Genomic DNA, 17971 nt, shown 5'->3' with positions numbered 1-17971 from the left:
TCCCCGACCCTCTCCCGCAAGCGAGGCCTTTGCGAAAGGTCCCCAAGATGCCGTCCTCCCCTCTCCCCTTGCGGGAGAGGGGTTGGGGGTGAGGGGTCGGCGGTGCCGGAAAACGCGTTTGCCCAGGATTGCAGCAAACCCCTCACCCCGGCCCTCTCCCGCAAGGGGAGAGGGGGAGCCGGCTCCCTGCAACGACCATGCGTGACTTTCGTAGAGGTCTTGCACGCGGGAGAGGGAGCTTCACGGCGCCCAGCCCCTCAAGCCCCGCTCACGCGCCTCCGGTATCCTCGCCGTCTTCCGGCTCCGCCGGGCGGCGTTCCACGAAGGCTTCGGCGATGACCACGCGCCGGCCGGGCACATCCACCACTGGAACCGCATCCTTGGAGAACGGCACCATCAGCGTCTTGGCCTTGGTGGCGGGCAGCAGCGGGGCATATTCCAGGATGTCGCCGGCGCCGAAATCCTGCAGCGCCACCACCGTGCCGATCACCGCGCCGGCCTCGTCCAGCACGTCCAGGCCGATGAGGTCGGCGTGGTAGAAGGTGTCCTCGTCGTCCGGCGGCGGCAGGGCCTCGCGGGAGACGAACAGGTCCACGTTGGTGAGCGCCTCGGCCGCCGTGCGATCGGAGATGCCCTCGATGCGGGCGACGAAATGGTCCTTGGCGGCGCGCAGGGCAGCGATGCGGAAGCGCTTCTTGCCGGTGGCGTCGGTGAGCGGATCATAGTCCAGCACCGCACCGGGATCTTCGGTGAAGACGAAGAGGCGCACCTCGCCCTTCACGCCATGGGGGGCGCCGATGCGGGCGACGAGGATGCGGTCGGCCATGAAGTCTCCGGAACGGACGGGTCTCGGCTCTCGATATCAGACAAGAGAACGCATTGTCCGGCCAGGCCGCAAGGCAGGCTGACCGGCGCGTGCTCTAGCGCAGGACATCGCCCTTTGCCAAGGACCGGGATCGCGGACGCGTGCCGCGCCGGGCACCTGCGGCGGCCGGCTCCGGCTCGCTCGCCGGCTCGTCCGTTCGCGCATGCGCTCCGTCGCTGGCTCCGGGACGGGTGCCATCTGCCGCCCGGGCGCGCGCCACCCGCTGCTCGATCACCCGCAGCAGGTCAGCGTGCACCTTGCCGATATGACTGTCGAGAAAGGCGGTGGCCTCCGCCACGGCGCCGGCCCGGCACAGGGCGATGAGCTGGGCGTGCTCGCTCTTGGCCCGGTCCATGGCCTCCGTGGTGGAGAGCTGGAGCCGTGTGTAGCGGTCCGAGGTCTGGAGCAAGGCGGCGACGATCTGGCGGGTGCGGGGCAGGGCCGCGCGATCATAGAGTGCCATGTGGAAATCGGCGTTGAGAATGCCCCACTGGCTCACGTCATGGGCCTTGGTGGCGGCGGTGAAGCGGGCGTGGATGGCGTCAAGCCGGGTGAAATCCGCGTCGGTGAACAGCGCAATGGCGCGCTCCAGCAGGCGCGGTTCCATGATGCGCCTCAGCTCGAACACGTCGTTGATCTCCTCCACCGACAGGTCGGAGACGATGGCGCCCTTCTGCGGCACCATGCGCACCAGCCCCTCGGCCTCCAGCTGGAATAGCGCTTCGCGCACCGGGATGCGGCTGACGCCATAGGCATCCGCCAGCGCATCCTGCCGCAGCTGGGTGCCGGCGGGATGGGTGCCGTCGAGGATCGACTGGCGCAACTGGTCAAGGATCGCCGCCGAGAGCGTGCGGTGCTTGAGGCCCTTCTGGGCGGCGGTCGGACTGCCGGAAGGCGTGGTGCCGGAATTCATGGGTTCTGAGCTACAGCAAAAAGCGTTGGCGGGGTATTGACGTGTCGATTGTATAAAATCTACATTCTGATTAAAAGTGCCAAATCGAGACCCACAAGGGTCCGCCTTCCAGAGCGACGCAAAAAATGAACCATGCGACCAAGACAGGCGCCGCGGGAGCGGGGCCGTGCGGGCTTTTGCTCGCCCTCTCGTCGGGCCTCCTCGCCTTCGAGCGGGTGGCGGTGATCGGCCTGATGGGGCTCGTCAGCTTCCTCATCCTGCTGAATGTGGTGACCCGCTATACCGGGACGCCCATCTACTGGATCGACGAATCGGCCATCTATGCGGTGGTCTGGCTGAGCTTCATCGGCGCCTCGGCCATGACGCGCCTGCGCCTCGACTTCTCGGTGGGCATGCTCACCGAGCGCCTGCCGCCCCTGGGGGTGAAGGTGGCGCGGGCCATCGCCACGGCCTTCACCGTGCTGTTCGGCCTCATGCTCTCCTACATGTGCTGGCTGTGGATGGATCCGGTCGGCATCGCGGCGGCCGGGTTCGATGCCAAGACCTTCGCCGGGGAGAGCTTCAACTTCTTCTATACCGAGCACACCCAGACCCTGAATTGGCCCACCTGGGCCATCAGCCTCGTCATCCCGCTGTTTGCCGTCTCCATCACCATCCACGGCCTCGCGAACCTCGCCGAAGACCTGGAATTCGTGCCGCGCCGCATCTATCGCGGCTTCCCCATGGCCAATGCGGAGGCGGCAAGCTGATGGTCACCACCGCCGCCTTCCTCATCACCATGCTGGTGGGCGTGCCCATCAGCCTGTGCCTTGCCCTGTCCGGGGTGGCGTTCATCCTCGCCACCGGCAACCCGCTGCTGTTGCAGACCTTTCCCACTCAGCTGTTCGGCGGGGTGGACAGCTACGGCCTCATCGCCATCCCGCTGTTCGTGCTCATCGGCGAGATCATGAACGGCGGCGGCATCACCCGCCGGCTCATCGACATGGCCATGGCGGTCGTGGGGCGCATGCGGGGCGGGCTCGCCTATGTGAACCTCATCGCCAACATGCTGGTGTCGTCCATCCTCGGCTCGGCCACGGCGCAGGTGGCCATCATGGCGCAGATCCTGGTGCCGGAGATGGTGAAGAAGGGCTACGACAAGACCTTCGCCGCCGGCCTCACCGCCTATGCGGGCATGCTGGGGCCCATCATCCCGCCGTCCATCATGTTCGTGGTCTATTCGGTGCTGGCGCAGGTGTCGGTGAGCGACATGCTCATCGCCGGCATCATCCCCGGCGTGCTGCTGACGGGCCTGTTCTGCGTCTGCGTCTACATCATGGGCTTCTTCTACGATTACCCGCGCGGCGAGAGCATGACCTGGCGCCAGCGGGCGGACATCGTGCTGAATGCCATCCCCACCCTGCTCATTCCCATCGTCATCGTCGGCTCCATCCTCACCGGCCTTGCCAATGCGACGGAATCGGCGGCGGTGGGCGCGCTCGCCGCGCTGCTCATCGGCCGTTACTGGACCAGGGAACTGTCCTTCGCCCAGCTGCCGCAGATGCTGCTGAAGGCGGGGCTCTATTCTTCCGTCATCCTGTTTCTTGTCGCGGTGGCGGCGGTGTTCTCCTGGGTGCTGGTCTACGGCAAGATCCCGCAGGCGGTGGCGGCCTGGGTGCAAACCGTGGCCCACGACCCGATCACCTTCATGCTGCTGGTCAACGTCATCCTGCTGGTGATCGGCACGGTGATCGACGGCGCGCCCGGCCTCATCATGACGGTGCCGATCCTCCTGCCCATCGCCGTGGACGTCTACCACATCGATCCCGTGCATTTCGGCGTGGTGGTGGTGATCAACCTCGTCCTCGGCTTCCTCTCCCCGCCGGTGGGCCTGTGCTTCTTCGTCGCCTCGGCAGTCACGGGAGCAAAGGTGGGGCGGATGTTCTGGGTCACCCTGCCGTTCTTCTTCGCCTCCTGCGCGCTTCTGGTGCTGCTGTCGCTGGTGCCGTGGCTGTCGACCGTTCTCGTCAAATAAAACCAACCTTCCCGGAGCCCTGCCATGTCTCACCCCGTCATGACTTTGTCCCGTCGTCATTTCCTCATGAGCGCCGCCGCCGCCGGCGCCGCGCTGCCGCTGGCCATGCCCAGCGTGGTGCGGGCGCAGGAGGCGCGGGAGTTCCGCCTCGGCATCATCACCCCCGGCGGCCATCCCTGGAACGTCGCCGCCGACAAGGTGGGCGCGTTGCTGAAGGAGGAGACCAAGGGCCGCCTCTCCATCACCGTCTTCCCCTCGGGCCAGCTCGGCAACGAGGCGGCCATGCTGCAGCAGATGCAGACCGGCGCCCTCGACATGGGCTGGATCATGACCGCGGAACTCGGCTCGCGGGTGCCGGCCATCGCCGCCATCAACGCCCCGTGGGTGGTGGATTCCACCGCCAAGGCCGGCAAGCTGGTGCGCACCCCGGTGGCCATGAGCCTTTTGGACGTGCTGCCCAGGGAGACCGGGACGGTGGGCCTCGCCTGGGGCATCACCACCATGCGCGTCGTGTTCTCCGCGAAGCCCATCACGGGCATCAAGGACCTGAACGGCATGAAGCTGCGCATCAACACCACGCCGGCCTATCGCGATTTCTACCAGCTGCTCGGCGCCGCCCCGACCCCCATCCCCACCCCGGCAGTGTTCGACGCCATGTCCAACGGCCAGGTGGACGGGCTGGAGGCCGACCTCGACTTCTCCTGGAACCAGCGCTTCGACAAGGTGTCGAAGACCATGCTGAAGATGGACGCCATCTTCATGCCGGTCATCGCGCTGGTGTCGGGCCGGGTGTGGCAGACCCTGTCGCCCGCCGACAAGGCGCTCATAAGCAAGCTCACCAAGAGCGCCCTCGACGCCCAGGTGGACGAGACCGTGGTGAACGAGCCGGTGCTGCTGGAGAAGTTCAAGGCGGTGATCCCGATCAAGGTGGCGGAAGTCACCGACCGTGAGAAGATCATCGCCGAATACGACAAGATCTGGCTGCCCAAGGCTCCGATCCTCGCCGACCTGCGCAAGGCCGGCGCCGCCCTCTGATCCCTGAAACCCGCACGCGGGCGGGGCCGGGCCCTGTCCGCACCCCCTATCGACACAAGGATGACATGAGATGAAGCCGGCAATCAGCTGGGAAGGCGTCTTCCCGGCCGTGACCACCCAGTTCCGCGACGACTATTCGCTCGACATCGACGCCACCGCCAAGGTGATGGAAGGCCTGATCCGCGACGGCGTGTCCGGCATGATCGTGTGCGGCACCGTGGGCGAGAACTGCTCGCTGACCACCGCCGAGAAGATCCAGGTGATGGAGGCCGGCAAGGCGGTGGCCGCCGGCCGGGTGCCGGTGATCTGCGGCATCGCCGAATTCACCAGCGAATTCGCCATCGCCACCGCGAAGGAAGCCGCCAGGGTGGGCGTGGACGGCATCATGCTCATGCCAGCGCTGGTGTATTCGTCCAAGCCCCATGAGACGGCGGCGCATTTCCGCACCGTCTCCAAGGCCACCGACCTGCCGGTGATGATCTACAACAACCCGCCGGTCTACAAGAATGACGTGACCCCGGACGTGGTTGCCTCCCTGGTGGATTGCGAGACCATCGTCTGCTTCAAGGAAAGCTCGGGCGACACGCGGCGGTTCATCGACCTGCGTAACAAGGTGGGTGACCGCTTCATCATGTTCGCCGGCCTCGACGACGTGGTGGTGGAGAGCATCGCCATGGGCGCGCAGGGCTGGGTGTCCGGCATGTCCAACGCCTTCCCGCGCGAGGGCGAAACCCTGTTCCGCCTCGCCCGCGCCGGCCGCTATGCGGAAGCCATGACGCTCTATGAGTGGTTCATGCCGCTGCTGCACCTCGATGCGCGCCCCGATCTCGTCCAGTGCATCAAGCTGTGCGAGCACATCATGGGCCGCGGCACCTTCCTCACCCGCCCGCCGCGCCTGGCGCTGCTGGACCACGAGCGGGCCGAGGTGGAAGCGCTGATGGCGGCCGCTCTCAAGACCCGTCCGGAGCTTCCCGACGTCGGCCTGAAGGCCGCGGCCTGAGGATGTCGAGGGCGGGGTTGCCCACTCCCTCTCCCCTTGCGGGAGAGGGCCGGGGTGAGGGGTGTGGCGTGGCCCTTTGAGCCAACGAGCGCCTTCTCTCGCCGCCCGACCCCTCACCCCCAACCCCTCTCCCGCAAGGGGAGAGGGGAGGACGGCCGCTCAGGGACGGCTGCGCAGGACTCTTGTGCTGGATCCCGGCTCGGCGCTCCGGCTGCGCCGTCGCTGGTCCGGGATGCGGTTGCCACCCCCACCCTTGCGGAGCCGGGGGCGGTGCGGCACCCTCCAGGCCATGTCGAGCCGCGCCCCGGACCCCATCCTTCTCGATGCCGCCCGCCTCAAAGGGCTGCTGGAGCGCATCGCCGCGCGCATCGGTTCCGCCCGCGTGGTCACCGATGCGGCGGACCTTGCCCCCTGGCTGGTGGAAGGCCGTGGCCTGTTCCAGGGCGCCACCCCGGCCATGGTGGAGCCGGCGACCACGGACGAGGTGTCCTTCATCGTCGCCGCTTGTGCCGAAGCGGGGGTTCCCGTGGTGCCGCAGGGCGGCAATACCGGCCTCGTGGGCGGGCAGGTGCCGTTCGGCGGCCTGCTCCTCTCGCTCCGGCGCATGAGCCGCATCCGCGACCTCGACCCCATCGACCTCACCGTGGTGGCCGAGGCCGGCTGTACGCTCCATCAGGTGCAGCAGGCGGCGGCGGAGGCCGGCTGCCTGTTCCCGCTCTCCATCGCTTCGGAGGGCAGCTGCCGCATCGGCGGCAATCTCTCCACCAATGCCGGCGGCACCGCAGTGCTGCGCTATGGCAACATGCGGGAATTGACCTTCGGGCTGGAAGTGGTGCTGCCGGACGGGCGGGTCTGGAACGGCCTCAGCCGCCTGCGCAAGGACAATACCGGCTACGACCTGAAAGACCTGTTCATCGGCGCGGAAGGCACGCTGGGCATCATCACCGCCGCCGTGCTGCGGCTTTATCCGGCGCCGCGCGCCCGCGCCACCACCCTGACCGGCCTCTCAAGCCCCGAGGCCGCCCTCAAGCTGTTCCAGCGCCTGCGCAACGTGGCGGGTGACGCGCTCACCGGCTTCGAGATCCTGCCGCGCTTCGGCATGGAGACGGTGCTGAAGCATAGTCCCGGCACCACCCGCGCGCTCGCCAGCGACCATGGCTGGTACGTACTCGCCGAACTCACCTCAACCCGCCGCGACGACGACCTCTCCGCTTTGGCGCTGGAGGTGTTCGGCGAGGCGTTCGAGGCGGGGGAGATCGAGGATGCGGTGATCGCCGCCAGCGAGGCCCAGGCGCAGGCCCTGTGGAAGCTGCGTGAATCCCTCTCCGACGCGCAGAAGTTCGAGGGCGGCTCCATCAAGCACGATGTGTCGGTGCCGGTGTCGCTTGTGCCGCGCTTCATCGCCGAGGCGGCCCGCGCCTGCGAGGCCCATATGCCGGGGGTGCGGGTGTGCGCCTTCGGCCACATGGGCGACGGCAACATCCACTTCAACCTGAGCCAGCCCGTGGGCATGGACAAGGCGGCCTATCTTTCCGGCTGGGAAAACTTCAACCGCATCGTCCACGACATCGTTGCGGGGCTCGGCGGCTCCATCTCGGCGGAGCACGGCATCGGCCTGCTCAAGCGCGAGGAACTGCCGCTCTACAAGGACCCGGTGGCGCTGGAGCTGATGGCGGTCATCAAGGCCGCCATCGATCCCAGGGGCCTCGCCAATCCCGGCAAGGTGCTGCTGGGGCAATAAGACCATCGGCCTTTTGTCTTCGACCGATGCCAAGTGGGTTTCGCTCAAGCGCCGCGCGGGCTTGACCAAGGTCCCCGCATTGCCCCTCACGCGGGCTGGCGGCGCACCGCGAAGGCGGTCATCACCGCAAGGCCGAGGGGGATCGCCGCGCCCACGAACACCAGGCGCGGCAGATGGTGGTCGAGCATGAGGCCGAACATCAGCGGGCCAACAAGCGCGCCGATGTCGTAGCCCGAATAGACCACGCCGAACACCTTACCCGTGGCCCCCACCGGCGCTGCGCTGCGCACCAGCACGTCGCGGGACGGCGTGGTCATGCCCATGGCGAAGCCCACCAGCGCCACCAGGCCCACCGTCGCCTCCGGCGGCACCACCAGCGCGGCCGCCAGCAGCGCCAGCGCGCAGGCGACGGCCAGTCCGCCCATGGCGATGAGATGATGGCGTGCGGTGCGGTCCGCCACGGCCCCGCCGAGGGCGACGCCCGCGGCATTGCCGCACTGGTAGAGCGTGACCGCCAGCGTCGCCAGCGCCACCGTGGCGCCGAAGCCCTCCTTCAGGGCGACGATGGAGAAGCTCTGGATGCCGGAGAGCGAGATGGAGGTGAGCAGGAAATAGAGGAAGGCCATCAGCACCACGGGCATGGCCAGCACCTGGAAGAAGGTGGGGGCGGGGCCGTGCGCGGCCTTGGCGCCGTGCGCGGTGCCGTGGCCCGGCTCCACCTTCAGGGCCTTGCGGCAGGCGAGGAGCACAAGGCCGAGCACCACCACGCCCAGCCCCATGGCGCCCAGTGCCGTCCGCCAGCCAAAGGCGGCGGCGATGGCGGCGGACACCAGGGGGGACAAGGCAAAACCGATGCTGCCGGCGATCACATGGGCGGCGAATGCGCGCCCCAGCCGGACCGGTGCCACCTTGTGGCTGAGAATGGAGAGGTCCGCCGGGTGGTAGACCGAATTGCCGAGCCCCGCGAGGGCGGCCAGCGGCAGCAGGACCACATAATGGGGCGCAAGGCCCATGGCCGCCGTGGCGGTGCCCTGCAGCAGCACGCCGCCCAAAAGCAGGCGATGGGCGCCGAAGCGGTCCACGAGGATGCCGGCCGTCACCTGGCCGACTCCGGAGAACAGGTAGAAGACGGCGAGCACCGCGCCCAGGGCGAAGAAGGAGACGCCGAGCTCGGCGCGCATCATCAGGAACAGCGGGGCAAGGGCGAGCTGGAGCAGGTGGCTGCAGAAATGGGCGACGCCCACCGCGCCGATGGTGGAGACTTCCCCGGCCGGCCATGCGGCCGTTCGCGCGTTCATGGTCACGGTCGACACTCCTCCCGGGGCCGGCATGATGCCGTCCCTCCCGGCGCTTGCGCCGGTTGCTGCGTCTCCCCTCGTCTGGTTCTGCGGCGGGGTTTTCTCCTCGCCCTTATGCCCTTGTGCTGTCGTGTCCGCTGGCGGGGGCACCGGGCATCGTGTCTTACCCGGTTGCTACCGGCGCCGTCACCCTCTGCGCGGGGTGTTTGCCTTCACGATTGCGCACGGTCCGTTGCCGCCGGCGCGCTCTCACCCGGCGCTCACCTCGTGCGGCGCGGTCCATGCCCGCCGAAATAGCGCAGCGTCAGGCAGGTGATGTCGTCGGCCTGCGGGGCGCCGCGCTCGAAGACATGGACCGAGGCGAGCACGCGCTCCGACAATTCGGGCACGGACCAGTCCGCCGCCCCGCTCTTGAGCAGGTCTTCCAGCCGCTCCTCGCCATAGGGCCGCTCGTCCACGTCGAACGCCTCGGTGACGCCATCGGTGTAGAAGAAGAGCGTGTCGCCCGGCTGGAGATGGAGTTCGTGCTCCACGTAGACGAAGCCCTCCAGCACCGCCACCGCCATGCCGCCGGTGGAGGGCATGGTGGAGACCTCGCCGGCGCGGGTGATGCGGTAGGGCAGGTTGTGGCCGGCATTCACATAGGTGACGCGCCCGGACGACAGATCGATCACGCCGTAGAGCACGGTGACGAACAGCATCTGCTCGTTCTCCACCGCGAGCAGGTCGTTGAGGCGGCGGATTGAGCTGGCCGGCGAGCGCTCGAACAAAGCGGTGGAGCGCAGCAGCGTGCGCGCGATGGCCATGAACAGGGCCGCCGGCACGCCCTTGCCGGAGACATCCGCCACCACGAAGCCCAGCGTGGTGTCGTCGATCATGAAGTAGTCGTAGAAGTCGCCGCCCACCTCGCGGGCCGGGGTCATCTGGCCGTGGATGGCGACCCGCGCGTCCGGCGGGAACTCCTTGGGCAGGATGGCGAGCTGCACCTGCCGGGCGATCTCCAGCTCTTGCTGCAGGCCGGCGAGCTTGGTCTTGGTGATGAGGGCTTCGCGCAGCTCCACCACCATGGAGGACAGTCGGGTGTGCTGCTCCACGATGCGCCGCGACAGATCGTGCAGCACGCGGGCGACGCGCCTCAGCTCGTCGTCCTGCTCGCCCTCGGAGCCCCTGGCGAGCAATGCGAGAACCTCCTCGCGGTCGGTGGGGTCGATGGCGTCGGCCAGAGCCTGCAGCTCGGCGGAGATGACCACCTCCTGCCGGCGGCGCACGCGCTCGCGCTGGCGCCGGGTCTCGGCCAGGGCCTGCACGTTGCCGCGCAGGGCGAGCACCGCCGAGGCGATGCGGCCGATCTCGTCATTGCCCACATGGCCCACGGTGACGGAGGTGTCGCCCCGCGACAGCGCCTGCAGCACGTCGATGGCCGATTCCAGCGGGCGGAAGCTGTACCAGAGGAAGACGTTGAGCCCGACGACGCCGATCAGCACGAGGGCGATGGCGCCGGCCACCGCCGACTGGCGGATGAAGGCGGTGGCCTGGACCGTCTCGGTGGTGTCCTCGAAGCTGACCAGCGCGCCCACGGTGCTGGCGCTGATGTCGGCAATGGGGATGCTGGTGACGTTGTAGTTGCGCCCGTCCAGCACCATGCGCTCGGAGGTGGGGCGGCGGGGCGTGATGGCAAGCTTGGCCCGTTCCCACAGGCGGAAGTCGGTGCTGGCCACCACCCGGCCGCGCAGGGTGACGAGGGTGGTGGTGGCGCTGAGGCCGCGGGCGAAGCGCTCCATGCCGAGGGCGGCGTCGCGCCCGAGCACGAGGACGGCGGTGCCCTTGCCGGGCAACTCCACCGTGCGGGTGGTCAGCACGATCACCTGGTTGGCGCTCACCTGCCGCAGGCCGGAGAGAACCTCGCCCTTGAGCGCCCGGTCGAGGCTGCCGGCGTCGAGGATGTAGCGGTTGGCGGTGCCGCCGTCGCTGAACACCACCTCGCGGTCGGCGCTCACCACTTCGAAATAGGTGGCATCGTCGGCGATGTTGACGCCCAGCTCCTGGAGCGCGGCGGAAACGCCGGGCCGGTCGGAGAAGCCGAGGGCGATGCGGAAGGCGGCGGAACTGTCCACGCGCTCGATGATGCGGGCGAGGTTCGCGGTCTGGAAGGCGACGATCTCGCGCCAGAGCACGGTCTGGCCCTCGATGGCGAGTTCGGCCTCCTGGGCCTCGGCCACCCGGTCGCGCAGCAGGGTGGCGCCCCAGATGCCCAGCATGAGGACGGCGAAGCCGGTGGCGACGATGAGCGTGATGCGGGTGCGCAGCAGCATCAGGCGCCTCGTTCCTTCTCGGCGGCGCCGGGCGCGGCCAGCACCTCGCGACGCACCCGTTCCACGTCCGGTCGCAGCCCCCCGTCGAAATCCACGGCCAGCAATTCCTCCGCATAGGCCTCGAACACGGCGCGGCGGTCGGCCACCCGCCGGTTGCCCCGCTCCAGCGCCCGCAGCGCACGGCCCACCGCGCCATGGGGCCCGGACCGGCGGCTGTAGCGCAGCGGGTCGTCGGAGGTGCCGTATTCGCCCTCCACCGCCCCGAGCAGGCCCACGGTGAGCCGGGAGCGGTTGCGTTCCAGGGCGCCGCCCACCAGCAGGCCGGCGGCAAGGGCCGCGAGGGCCGCGCACACCGCAACCACCACCGCCGCCTTGACGCCGATGTCGGCGAACGAGGTGGCGAGGGCCGCCGGATTGGTGGTCACCTCCACCGACGCCACGGTATTGCCGTCCACCGTTACGGGCGCGGACACCGAATCGGCGCCCGGATGCTCGCCGATGGCGCTGCGGATCTCGCGCCCGTCGGCGCCGCGCAGCACGATCTGGGTCAGGCCCGGGGTGCGCGCCAGGGTTTCGGAAAGGTGTATCTCAACCCCCGGCAGCAACTTCAGGGGGATGCCGAAACGCGCGGCCTTCTCGAACTGCTGGGCCAAGGTGCGTGCCACCGAGGTGCCGATGACGAGGGCGTCGCGCCGCGCGCTCTCCTCGACCCGCGCGCGGTAGCCGTTGATGAGCAGGGCCGCGGCGGCGGAGCCCAGGATGAAGGTGACGAGGAGGGCGAACAGGCCGGTCAACAGGCGGGCGCGTCCCGCCTCCGGAAGCTCATGCCGCATCGTCGAGCGCTCCCAGCTGCCCGAGGCCGCGATCGACACGGGCTTCGGCGTCGCGCCAGCTCCTGACCGTTTCGTCGGCGAGCTGGGAGAGGGCGCCGTCGTCGTTCGAGGTCGTGCCGTCCCCGCCGAGGATGCGGGCGACCCGGTCGAAAGGCCGGGTCATGACATAGGCGAAAACCACGGCGGCCAGGATGGCGGCCAGGGCGGCGGCGAGGGCCAGGATCGCCGTGCGGGAGATGAGGTCGAGGCCGAGCCGGTCGGCGCGGGAGGTGCGCGCCTCGTCCGAGACGGTCACCGAAATGCCGCCGGCGACGCCGAGGTCGTTCTCGAATCGGGTGCCGAACACCGTGTCGCCGCGCTCCGCTGCGGTCCACACCTCATCGGTGGACAGGCGGCGGACCCAGTCCGGCGCCACCTCCTCGCCGATGACGCTGCGGTCCGTGGAATAGATGGCCCGGCCGCCGGCGTTGAAGATGTCGATGGCGAGAATGGAGGGATCGCTTGCCTTCTCGCGCTCGATGCGCGGCTGCAGCAGGGAAATCTGGTCGAGCAGCAGGCCGATGGAGAGGTTGGCCTCGGTGGAGGCGCGCAGGGTGCCAAGCAGGTTGGCGACGCGGGCGCGCTCGATCTCCTCGCCCACCTTGTCGCTCGCCGTGAACGCGATGGCCGCCACTGCGATCACCGCGGCGCTCACGGAAAGGACAGCGACCAGGATGAGCCGGCTTACGAAAGTCATGCAGTGAGCTTCGGTGGAAGGACCGGCGGGACGTTAACCGCCAGCTTCAAGCCAAACCAGACAAAAAACTCATCTGCGACCAAAAAAACCTTCAATCTCAGGTCCCTTTTCGTGGCATGAAAGGGCCTGCCGGCAGGCGAGAAGGTCGCCTTTGTCGCAAGTTGCGGTCCGTTGGCGATGCTACGCGGACCACACGACGCGGACCAGAGACACGCGGATCCAACACATGGCGCGGACCACTCTCGGGCTGATCGCTGTGTTCGCACTGATCGCGGCGGCATGCGTCGCGTTCGGCGCCTACTTCTCCTATGTCACCCTGCTCAATGCCCATCGCTCGGTCATCGAGGCGCGATTCGGCATCGCCGCAGAGCGGGTCGCCGACGTGGCCGAGCAGGCCGCGTCGCTGGGCATCGCCCTGCCGGCGCAAAGCACCCTGACCAGCCTGCTCGACCGGGAAGCGCGGGTCGAACCGGCCATCCGCTCCATGGATCTGGCCGACGAGCGTGGCATCGTGCTGTTCTCCAGCGATCCGGCGCGCCTTGGCATCGCGGAGGCGCAGGACGGCGGGCGCGGCCTCACCCGGCCGGTCCGCAACGACCTGAACGAGGTCGTCGGCCACGTGGTGGTGCGGTACGACCCGCAGATTCTGGCGGCCGGCGCGGCGGCGCTGGGCAACGATCTCAAGGTCATCGCCCTGCCGGCCCTGATCGGGGCGGGTGTCGCCACCATCGTCATCGGGCTGCTCCTGGCCGCCCTGCTGCGCCGGGCCGTGCGGCGCGCGGCGGATCCCGGTGCGTGGCCGCCGGCGGCGCGGGCCGCCCTTGCCGCGGCCGAGCGCGTCCACAACGAGGTGGCCGGCAAGTCCCGGTCCGGCAAATCCCCGCCTGGCAAGTCCCCGTCCGGAAAATCCGCGCGGGGGCCTGCCGAATCGCGGAGGCGGGCGTGATCGGGCTGCGCGGCGGCATCACCATCGCCATCGTGCTGATCCTGTGCTCGGCCCTCGCCTTCATCGGCTGGGGGGCCGAGCGGGCGGCGCAGCGCACCATCGCCCCCGAAATCCTGGCCAAGGCCAACACGGTGGCCCGGTCTGCGGCCGACCTTCTGGGACGCGCCGGTACCGTGGGCGTCCCCTTCGACCGGCTGGTGGGGGTGAGCGACTATTTCCAGAACCTGCGGGCCGCCAATCCGGAGTTCGCGCAGATCAGCCTTGTCTCGGCGGCGGGCGCGGAACTCGCCCGGGCGGGCGACGCGGCGGGCTTTGCGGACGCGCCGCAGGCCCGTATTCCGGTGGCGGACCCGTCCGGGCGGCGGCTCGGCGACGTGGTGATCGTGGTGGATCCGACGGCGGTCACCGCCCAGGTCGGCGCGGTGCTGGTGGACGTGGCCTTCATCGGCATCGTCTCCCTGCTGGTGGCGCTGGAACTGGTGGCGCTGGTGGTGGGCTCGCGCGGCATCGGCGCGCTCATGGCCGTGGAGCGGCGGCTGAAGGCGCTGGGGCGGGGCGTGCTGGCGCGGCAGGAGGGCAACCCCGGCGCCGCGGGCACCCTGGTGGGTCCCATCGACCGCCAGGTGAACGCCCTGGCCGAGCGCCATGCGGAAATCCGGGCGGCGGCGGAAGCGCGGGGCGACGCCGCGGCCCTCGCCCGCCTCGGCGACCTCGAAACCCGGACCGGCCTCGGCCGGGTCCAGGCAGCGGAGAGCGAGGCCGCCATCGCGGTGCGCCCCGCCCTGTTCCTGTTCATGCTGGCGGAGGAACTGACACGGCCGTTCCTGCCGCGATTCGCCCAGACCATCGCCGGCAGCGGTGCGTTCTCGCCGGATTTTGCGGCCAGCCTGCCCATCGTCGCCTTCATGGCCGTGGTGGCCCTGTGCCAGGTGCCGTTCGCGGGGATCTCCGAGCGCCTCGGCCGGCGGCCGGGTTTCGTCATCGGCGCCCTGCTGGCGGCCACCGGCTATGGGCTTTCGGCGGTCAGCCCCTCCTATGGCCTGTTCGTGGGTGCCCGCGTGGCCACGGCGGTGGGCTATGCCCTCGTCTTCGTCTCCTCCCAGGGGCACGTGGTGGACTTTTCCGCGGGGGCGGCGCGCAGCGCGGCGCTCGCCGTGTTCGTGCGGGCCATCATGGTCGCCAGCCTGTGCGGGCCGCCCATCGGCGGCGTCATCGCCGACCGGCTGGGCGCGCCCTCAGCCTTCATGGCGTCCGCGGGCCTCGCCCTCGTCGCCCTCGTGGTGGCGCTGCTGACCCTGCCGAAGACGGTCCGGCGCGCGGGGGCAGGGGCGGGCGTCGGCCTTGCCGACCTGAAGGGCGCGGCCCGGGCGCCCGGGCTGATGGCGCTGCTGTTCGGCTGCGCCTTCCCCGCGAAGTTCCTGTTCGCCGCCTTGTGCTTCCTGCTGGTGCCGCTGGAGCTGCAGCGCCTCGGCTATAGCTCCGCCGCCATCGGCCGGTTCCAGATGATCTATCCCATCATCATGGTGCTGGCGGTGCCGTTCTTCGCCGCCATGGCCGACCGGTTCGACGCCCGCGGCAGCTTCGTGGTGGCCGGCGCGGTGGTGTCGGGGTTCGGCGCCATGGCCATGGTGCTCAATCCATCCATCGCCTTCATCGTGGTGGCGCTGGTGGCGCTGGGCTACGGGCAGGCCATGTCCATCGCCTCCCAGTCGGCGCTGGTGGCCGACACGGCCGCGGCCCTCGGCGGCGGCCGGGCGGCCGGCGTTCTCGGCTTGTTCCGTTTGGTGGAGCGCAGCGGCAACGCCGCAGGCCCGGCAAGCGCCGGTTTTCTCATGGCGACCATCGGATTTGCGGCCGCGACCACGCTTATCGGCACTGTGGTAGTAGCCGGAGCGGCCCTGTTTGCGCTATCGGGGCTGAGAACAGCGCATCATCCCCGCCGCGCCTCGTCCGCGGCCGCATCGGAAGGAAGCTCCGCCTGATGGACCGCCGCTCCCTCCTTGCCCTGGGCCTTGGTGCCGGCGCCGTGGGGCTCGCCGGCCGACTGCCCGGCGCCCATGGCCAGCCGGCCGCCTCCGGGCAGGCCGCTCCCGCGCCGGGCGCGGCGCAGGCCCAGCCCTTCCGCATCCTGATGCTCACCTTCCGCGGCGATACCGACGTGGAGCGCGGCTTCCGCGACTATTTCGCCGCCAACGAGATCAAAGTGGAGTTCCTCACCCGCGACGTGGAACGCGACGCGGGCCGGGTGAAGCCGATCCTCGCGGAGGTGCTGCCCACCTTCAAGCCGAACCTCATCTATACCTACGGCACGCCCAACACCCTGGCCGTTGCCGGCCCCTACGACGCCCCGCCGGATTCGCCCTATGTGCACGACATCCCGGTGGTGTTCGCGCTGGTGGCGGCGCCGGTGCAGGTGAAGATCGCGCCGTCGCTGGCCTCGTCCGGACGCAACGTCACCGGCGCGGTGCATGTGGTGCCCACCGACGTGCAGATGCGCGCCATGCAGAGCTACAAGCCGTTCCGCAAAGTGGGCGTCATCTACTCGCCGAACGAGCGCAACTCGGTGGCCATCATCGAGGAGATGAAGGCCTTCGGCGCCGGCATCGACGCCACCGTCATCGCCCAGCCCCTCACCATGGTGGGCAACCGCCCCACCGGCGACGGGGTGGAGGACTTCGTCCGCAACCTGAAGGCGCAGGGCGCCGATTGGCTCTATCTGCCCGCGGATACCTTCCTTGCCACCATCTTCGACCGGGTGGGGCCGGCGGCGCTCGCCGCCGGCCTTCCCACCTTCGGCGCCACCGAATTCTTCCTGCGCGAGGGGCTCGGCCTTGTGGGCCTGGTGAGCCGGTACTATTCGGTGGGCCAGCTGGCCGCCTCGAAGGCGGTGGAGATCCTGGTGCAGCGGGTGCCCCCTCGGGATATTCCCATAGAGACGCTGCGGCGCTTCGCGCTCATCATCAACATGAACATTGCCAAGCAGCTCGGGGTGTATCCGCCCATCGCGATGCTCAACTATGCGGAAGTGATCACCTGATGAACGCCCTGCGCGAGTTCGCACTGACCGAACCGCTCACCTCCCGCGCGCTCGACCCGGACGACATCGACGCGGTCGATGCGCTGCACCACCTCGCCATCGGCCCGCTGGTGCGGCCGGAGGTGGTGAAGCCGGAGAACCGCTCGTATTTCGAGGGTATCCTGGGGGGGCGCGGCTGGACCGTCGGGCTCTATGATGGTGCCCTGCTGGTCGCCTACGGCATTCTCCAGCACGACCATACCCCCAAGGACGGCCCGCACCGCCTGCTCGGCCTGCCGCCGGAGACCAAGGTGGGCCGGCTGGCCGGCGCCTCCGTGCACCCGGCCTATCGCGGGCGGGGGCTCCAGCGGGTGCTGATCGCGGCGCGGGTCAAGGCTGCGCCCGCCGACATGGTGCTGTTCTCCACCGCCGCGCCGGTGAATACGCCGAGCTGGTCGAGCCTGCTCGCGGAGGGCTTCCCCATCCACGACATCCAGCTCTTCTTCGGCGGCTATGCGCGCTATGTGCTGGTGCGCGACGGCAGCACCTATGATCCGGCGGAAGCGGTGCTGGTCGATCCGCTCGACACCGCCCGGCAGAAGGCCCTGTTCGCCGAAGGCTGGCATGGCTACGAGCGCAGCCGGCTCGAATGCGGCGCCGCCGGCGTCCTGTTCGCGCGGCCGAGACGGGCTGAGGGCTGAAGCGTTTTCGAGCCAAGGGGATCCGGTTCGCGTGAGGAAAACGCTCCAGAACCCATAGGCGAAAACTGAGGGCGAGGCCTCGGGCGCGGACGGCCGGTGTTTCCGCTTCCCGTCGTTTTCACTAGACTGTCGCAGCCGGCGGGCCACCCTGTGGCCGGACCGGATCGCCTTGGACCGTGAGAGACACGCGCGCATGAAGATGGAGAGCCAGCCGCTCGCACCCGGCCTCGTCCTCGTCAGCCTCGACGGGCGTCTCGACATTTCCGGCGCCGCCCAGGTGGAGCCGCAGTTCAGGGCCGCCTGCGAGGCGGCCAATGTGGTGCTGGTGGACCTGTCCCGCACGCCGTTCATGGCCTCCATCGGCATTCGCCTGCTGCTCACCGGGGCCAAGGGGCTGCGGCGGAAGGGCGGCAGCATGCACCTGTGCGCCTGCGACCCACAGGTGGAGAAGGTGCTGATTGCAACCGGCGTGCACCAGCTGGTGGCAATCCACGCCACGCGGGACGATGCGCTCGCCGCGGCGGGCTCCTCCAGCGGTACGTGACGGGACGCCCATGCCCG

15 protein-coding genes and 1 pseudogene are annotated in these 17971 nt (G+C 69.4%); 10 read left to right on the top strand and 6 right to left on the bottom strand.

What is annotated here, in order from left to right; all coding sequences use genetic code 11:
* Positions 1-268: 268 nt before the first annotated feature.
* Both rimM and K9U41_RS15440 read right to left on the bottom strand, forming a co-directional pair.
* On the bottom strand, positions 269-826 hold the full coding sequence (gene rimM / locus K9U41_RS15445; protein ID WP_282641740.1) for a ribosome maturation factor RimM: 558 nt from the start codon (positions 824-826) through the stop codon (positions 269-271).
* A gap of 277 nt (positions 827-1103) precedes the next feature.
* A pseudogene (locus tag K9U41_RS15440) lies at positions 1104-1778 on the bottom strand (GntR family transcriptional regulator); the annotation flags it as partial.
* Between the two features lie 125 nt (positions 1779-1903).
* On the opposite strand from K9U41_RS15440, the gene K9U41_RS15435 reads away from it, so the two are divergent.
* The 5 genes from K9U41_RS15435 to K9U41_RS15415 all read left to right on the top strand — a co-directional run bounded on the left by K9U41_RS15435 (position 1904) and on the right by K9U41_RS15415 (position 7568).
* Complete coding sequence (locus K9U41_RS15435) at positions 1904-2527, top strand: TRAP transporter small permease (protein ID WP_282641739.1); 624 nt, start codon at positions 1904-1906, stop codon at positions 2525-2527.
* Entirely contained in the window at positions 2527-3792 is a 1266-nt protein-coding gene (locus K9U41_RS15430; RefSeq protein ID WP_282641738.1) for a TRAP transporter large permease, read from the top strand. Before K9U41_RS15435 ends, K9U41_RS15430 begins: the two co-directional genes overlap by 1 nt.
* A 39-nt stretch (positions 3793-3831) precedes the next feature.
* Entirely contained in the window at positions 3832-4827 is a 996-nt protein-coding gene (locus K9U41_RS15425; protein ID WP_282641741.1) for a TRAP transporter substrate-binding protein, read from the top strand.
* 70 nt (positions 4828-4897) lie between these two features.
* A complete protein-coding gene (locus K9U41_RS15420; protein WP_282641737.1) occupies positions 4898-5827 on the top strand; it encodes a dihydrodipicolinate synthase family protein in 930 nt (309 codons plus the stop codon).
* Between the two features lie 289 nt (positions 5828-6116).
* On the top strand, positions 6117-7568 hold the full coding sequence (locus K9U41_RS15415; RefSeq protein ID WP_282641736.1) for an FAD-binding oxidoreductase: 1452 nt from the start codon (positions 6117-6119) through the stop codon (positions 7566-7568).
* 86 nt (positions 7569-7654) lie between these two features.
* Here the strand turns inward: K9U41_RS15415 and K9U41_RS15410 are convergent, their stop codons facing one another.
* From K9U41_RS15410 to K9U41_RS15395, 4 genes are all read right to left on the bottom strand, one after another.
* Positions 7655-8866 (bottom strand): MFS transporter, encoded by a 1212-nt coding sequence (locus tag K9U41_RS15410; RefSeq protein ID WP_282641735.1) that lies wholly within the window; start codon positions 8864-8866, stop codon positions 7655-7657.
* A gap of 260 nt (positions 8867-9126) precedes the next feature.
* Positions 9127-11178, bottom strand: coding sequence for a PP2C family protein-serine/threonine phosphatase (locus K9U41_RS15405; RefSeq protein ID WP_282641734.1), 2052 nt, complete (start codon positions 11176-11178; stop codon positions 9127-9129).
* Positions 11178-12011: a hypothetical protein gene (locus K9U41_RS15400; protein ID WP_282641733.1), complete on the bottom strand. Its 834-nt coding sequence runs from the start codon at positions 12009-12011 to the stop codon at positions 11178-11180. The genes K9U41_RS15405 and K9U41_RS15400 overlap by 1 nt, the downstream gene beginning before the upstream one ends.
* Positions 12001-12747, bottom strand: coding sequence for a hypothetical protein (locus K9U41_RS15395; RefSeq protein WP_282641732.1), 747 nt, complete (start codon positions 12745-12747; stop codon positions 12001-12003). The genes K9U41_RS15400 and K9U41_RS15395 overlap by 11 nt, the downstream gene beginning before the upstream one ends.
* A gap of 226 nt (positions 12748-12973) precedes the next feature.
* Between K9U41_RS15395 and K9U41_RS15390 the strand changes: the two genes are divergently transcribed.
* From K9U41_RS15390 to K9U41_RS15370, 5 genes are all read left to right on the top strand, one after another.
* Entirely contained in the window at positions 12974-13693 is a 720-nt protein-coding gene (locus K9U41_RS15390) for a hypothetical protein (protein ID WP_282641731.1), read from the top strand.
* Positions 13690-15675: an MFS transporter gene (locus K9U41_RS15385; protein WP_282641730.1), complete on the top strand. Its 1986-nt coding sequence runs from the start codon at positions 13690-13692 to the stop codon at positions 15673-15675. The genes K9U41_RS15390 and K9U41_RS15385 overlap by 4 nt, the downstream gene beginning before the upstream one ends.
* Complete coding sequence (locus tag K9U41_RS15380) at positions 15675-16730, top strand: ABC transporter substrate-binding protein (protein WP_282641729.1); 1056 nt, start codon at positions 15675-15677, stop codon at positions 16728-16730. The genes K9U41_RS15385 and K9U41_RS15380 overlap by 1 nt, the downstream gene beginning before the upstream one ends.
* Positions 16730-17410 (top strand): GNAT family N-acetyltransferase, encoded by a 681-nt coding sequence (locus K9U41_RS15375; protein WP_282641728.1) that lies wholly within the window; start codon positions 16730-16732, stop codon positions 17408-17410. The genes K9U41_RS15380 and K9U41_RS15375 overlap by 1 nt, the downstream gene beginning before the upstream one ends.
* Positions 17411-17603: 193 nt before the next feature.
* Positions 17604-17954 carry an STAS domain-containing protein gene (locus K9U41_RS15370; protein WP_282641727.1) on the top strand — a complete coding sequence of 117 codons (351 nt, stop codon included), beginning with the start codon at positions 17604-17606 and terminating at the stop codon, positions 17952-17954.
* Positions 17955-17971 lie beyond the last annotated feature (17 nt).

The sequence above is a fragment of the Xanthobacter autotrophicus genome (assembly GCF_029991245.1).
Classification (GTDB): Bacteria; Pseudomonadota; Alphaproteobacteria; order Rhizobiales; family Xanthobacteraceae; genus Xanthobacter; species Xanthobacter autotrophicus_C.
The sequence above is the reverse complement of the archived record's forward strand: the minus strand, read 5'-3'. Positions and strand labels throughout refer to the sequence as shown.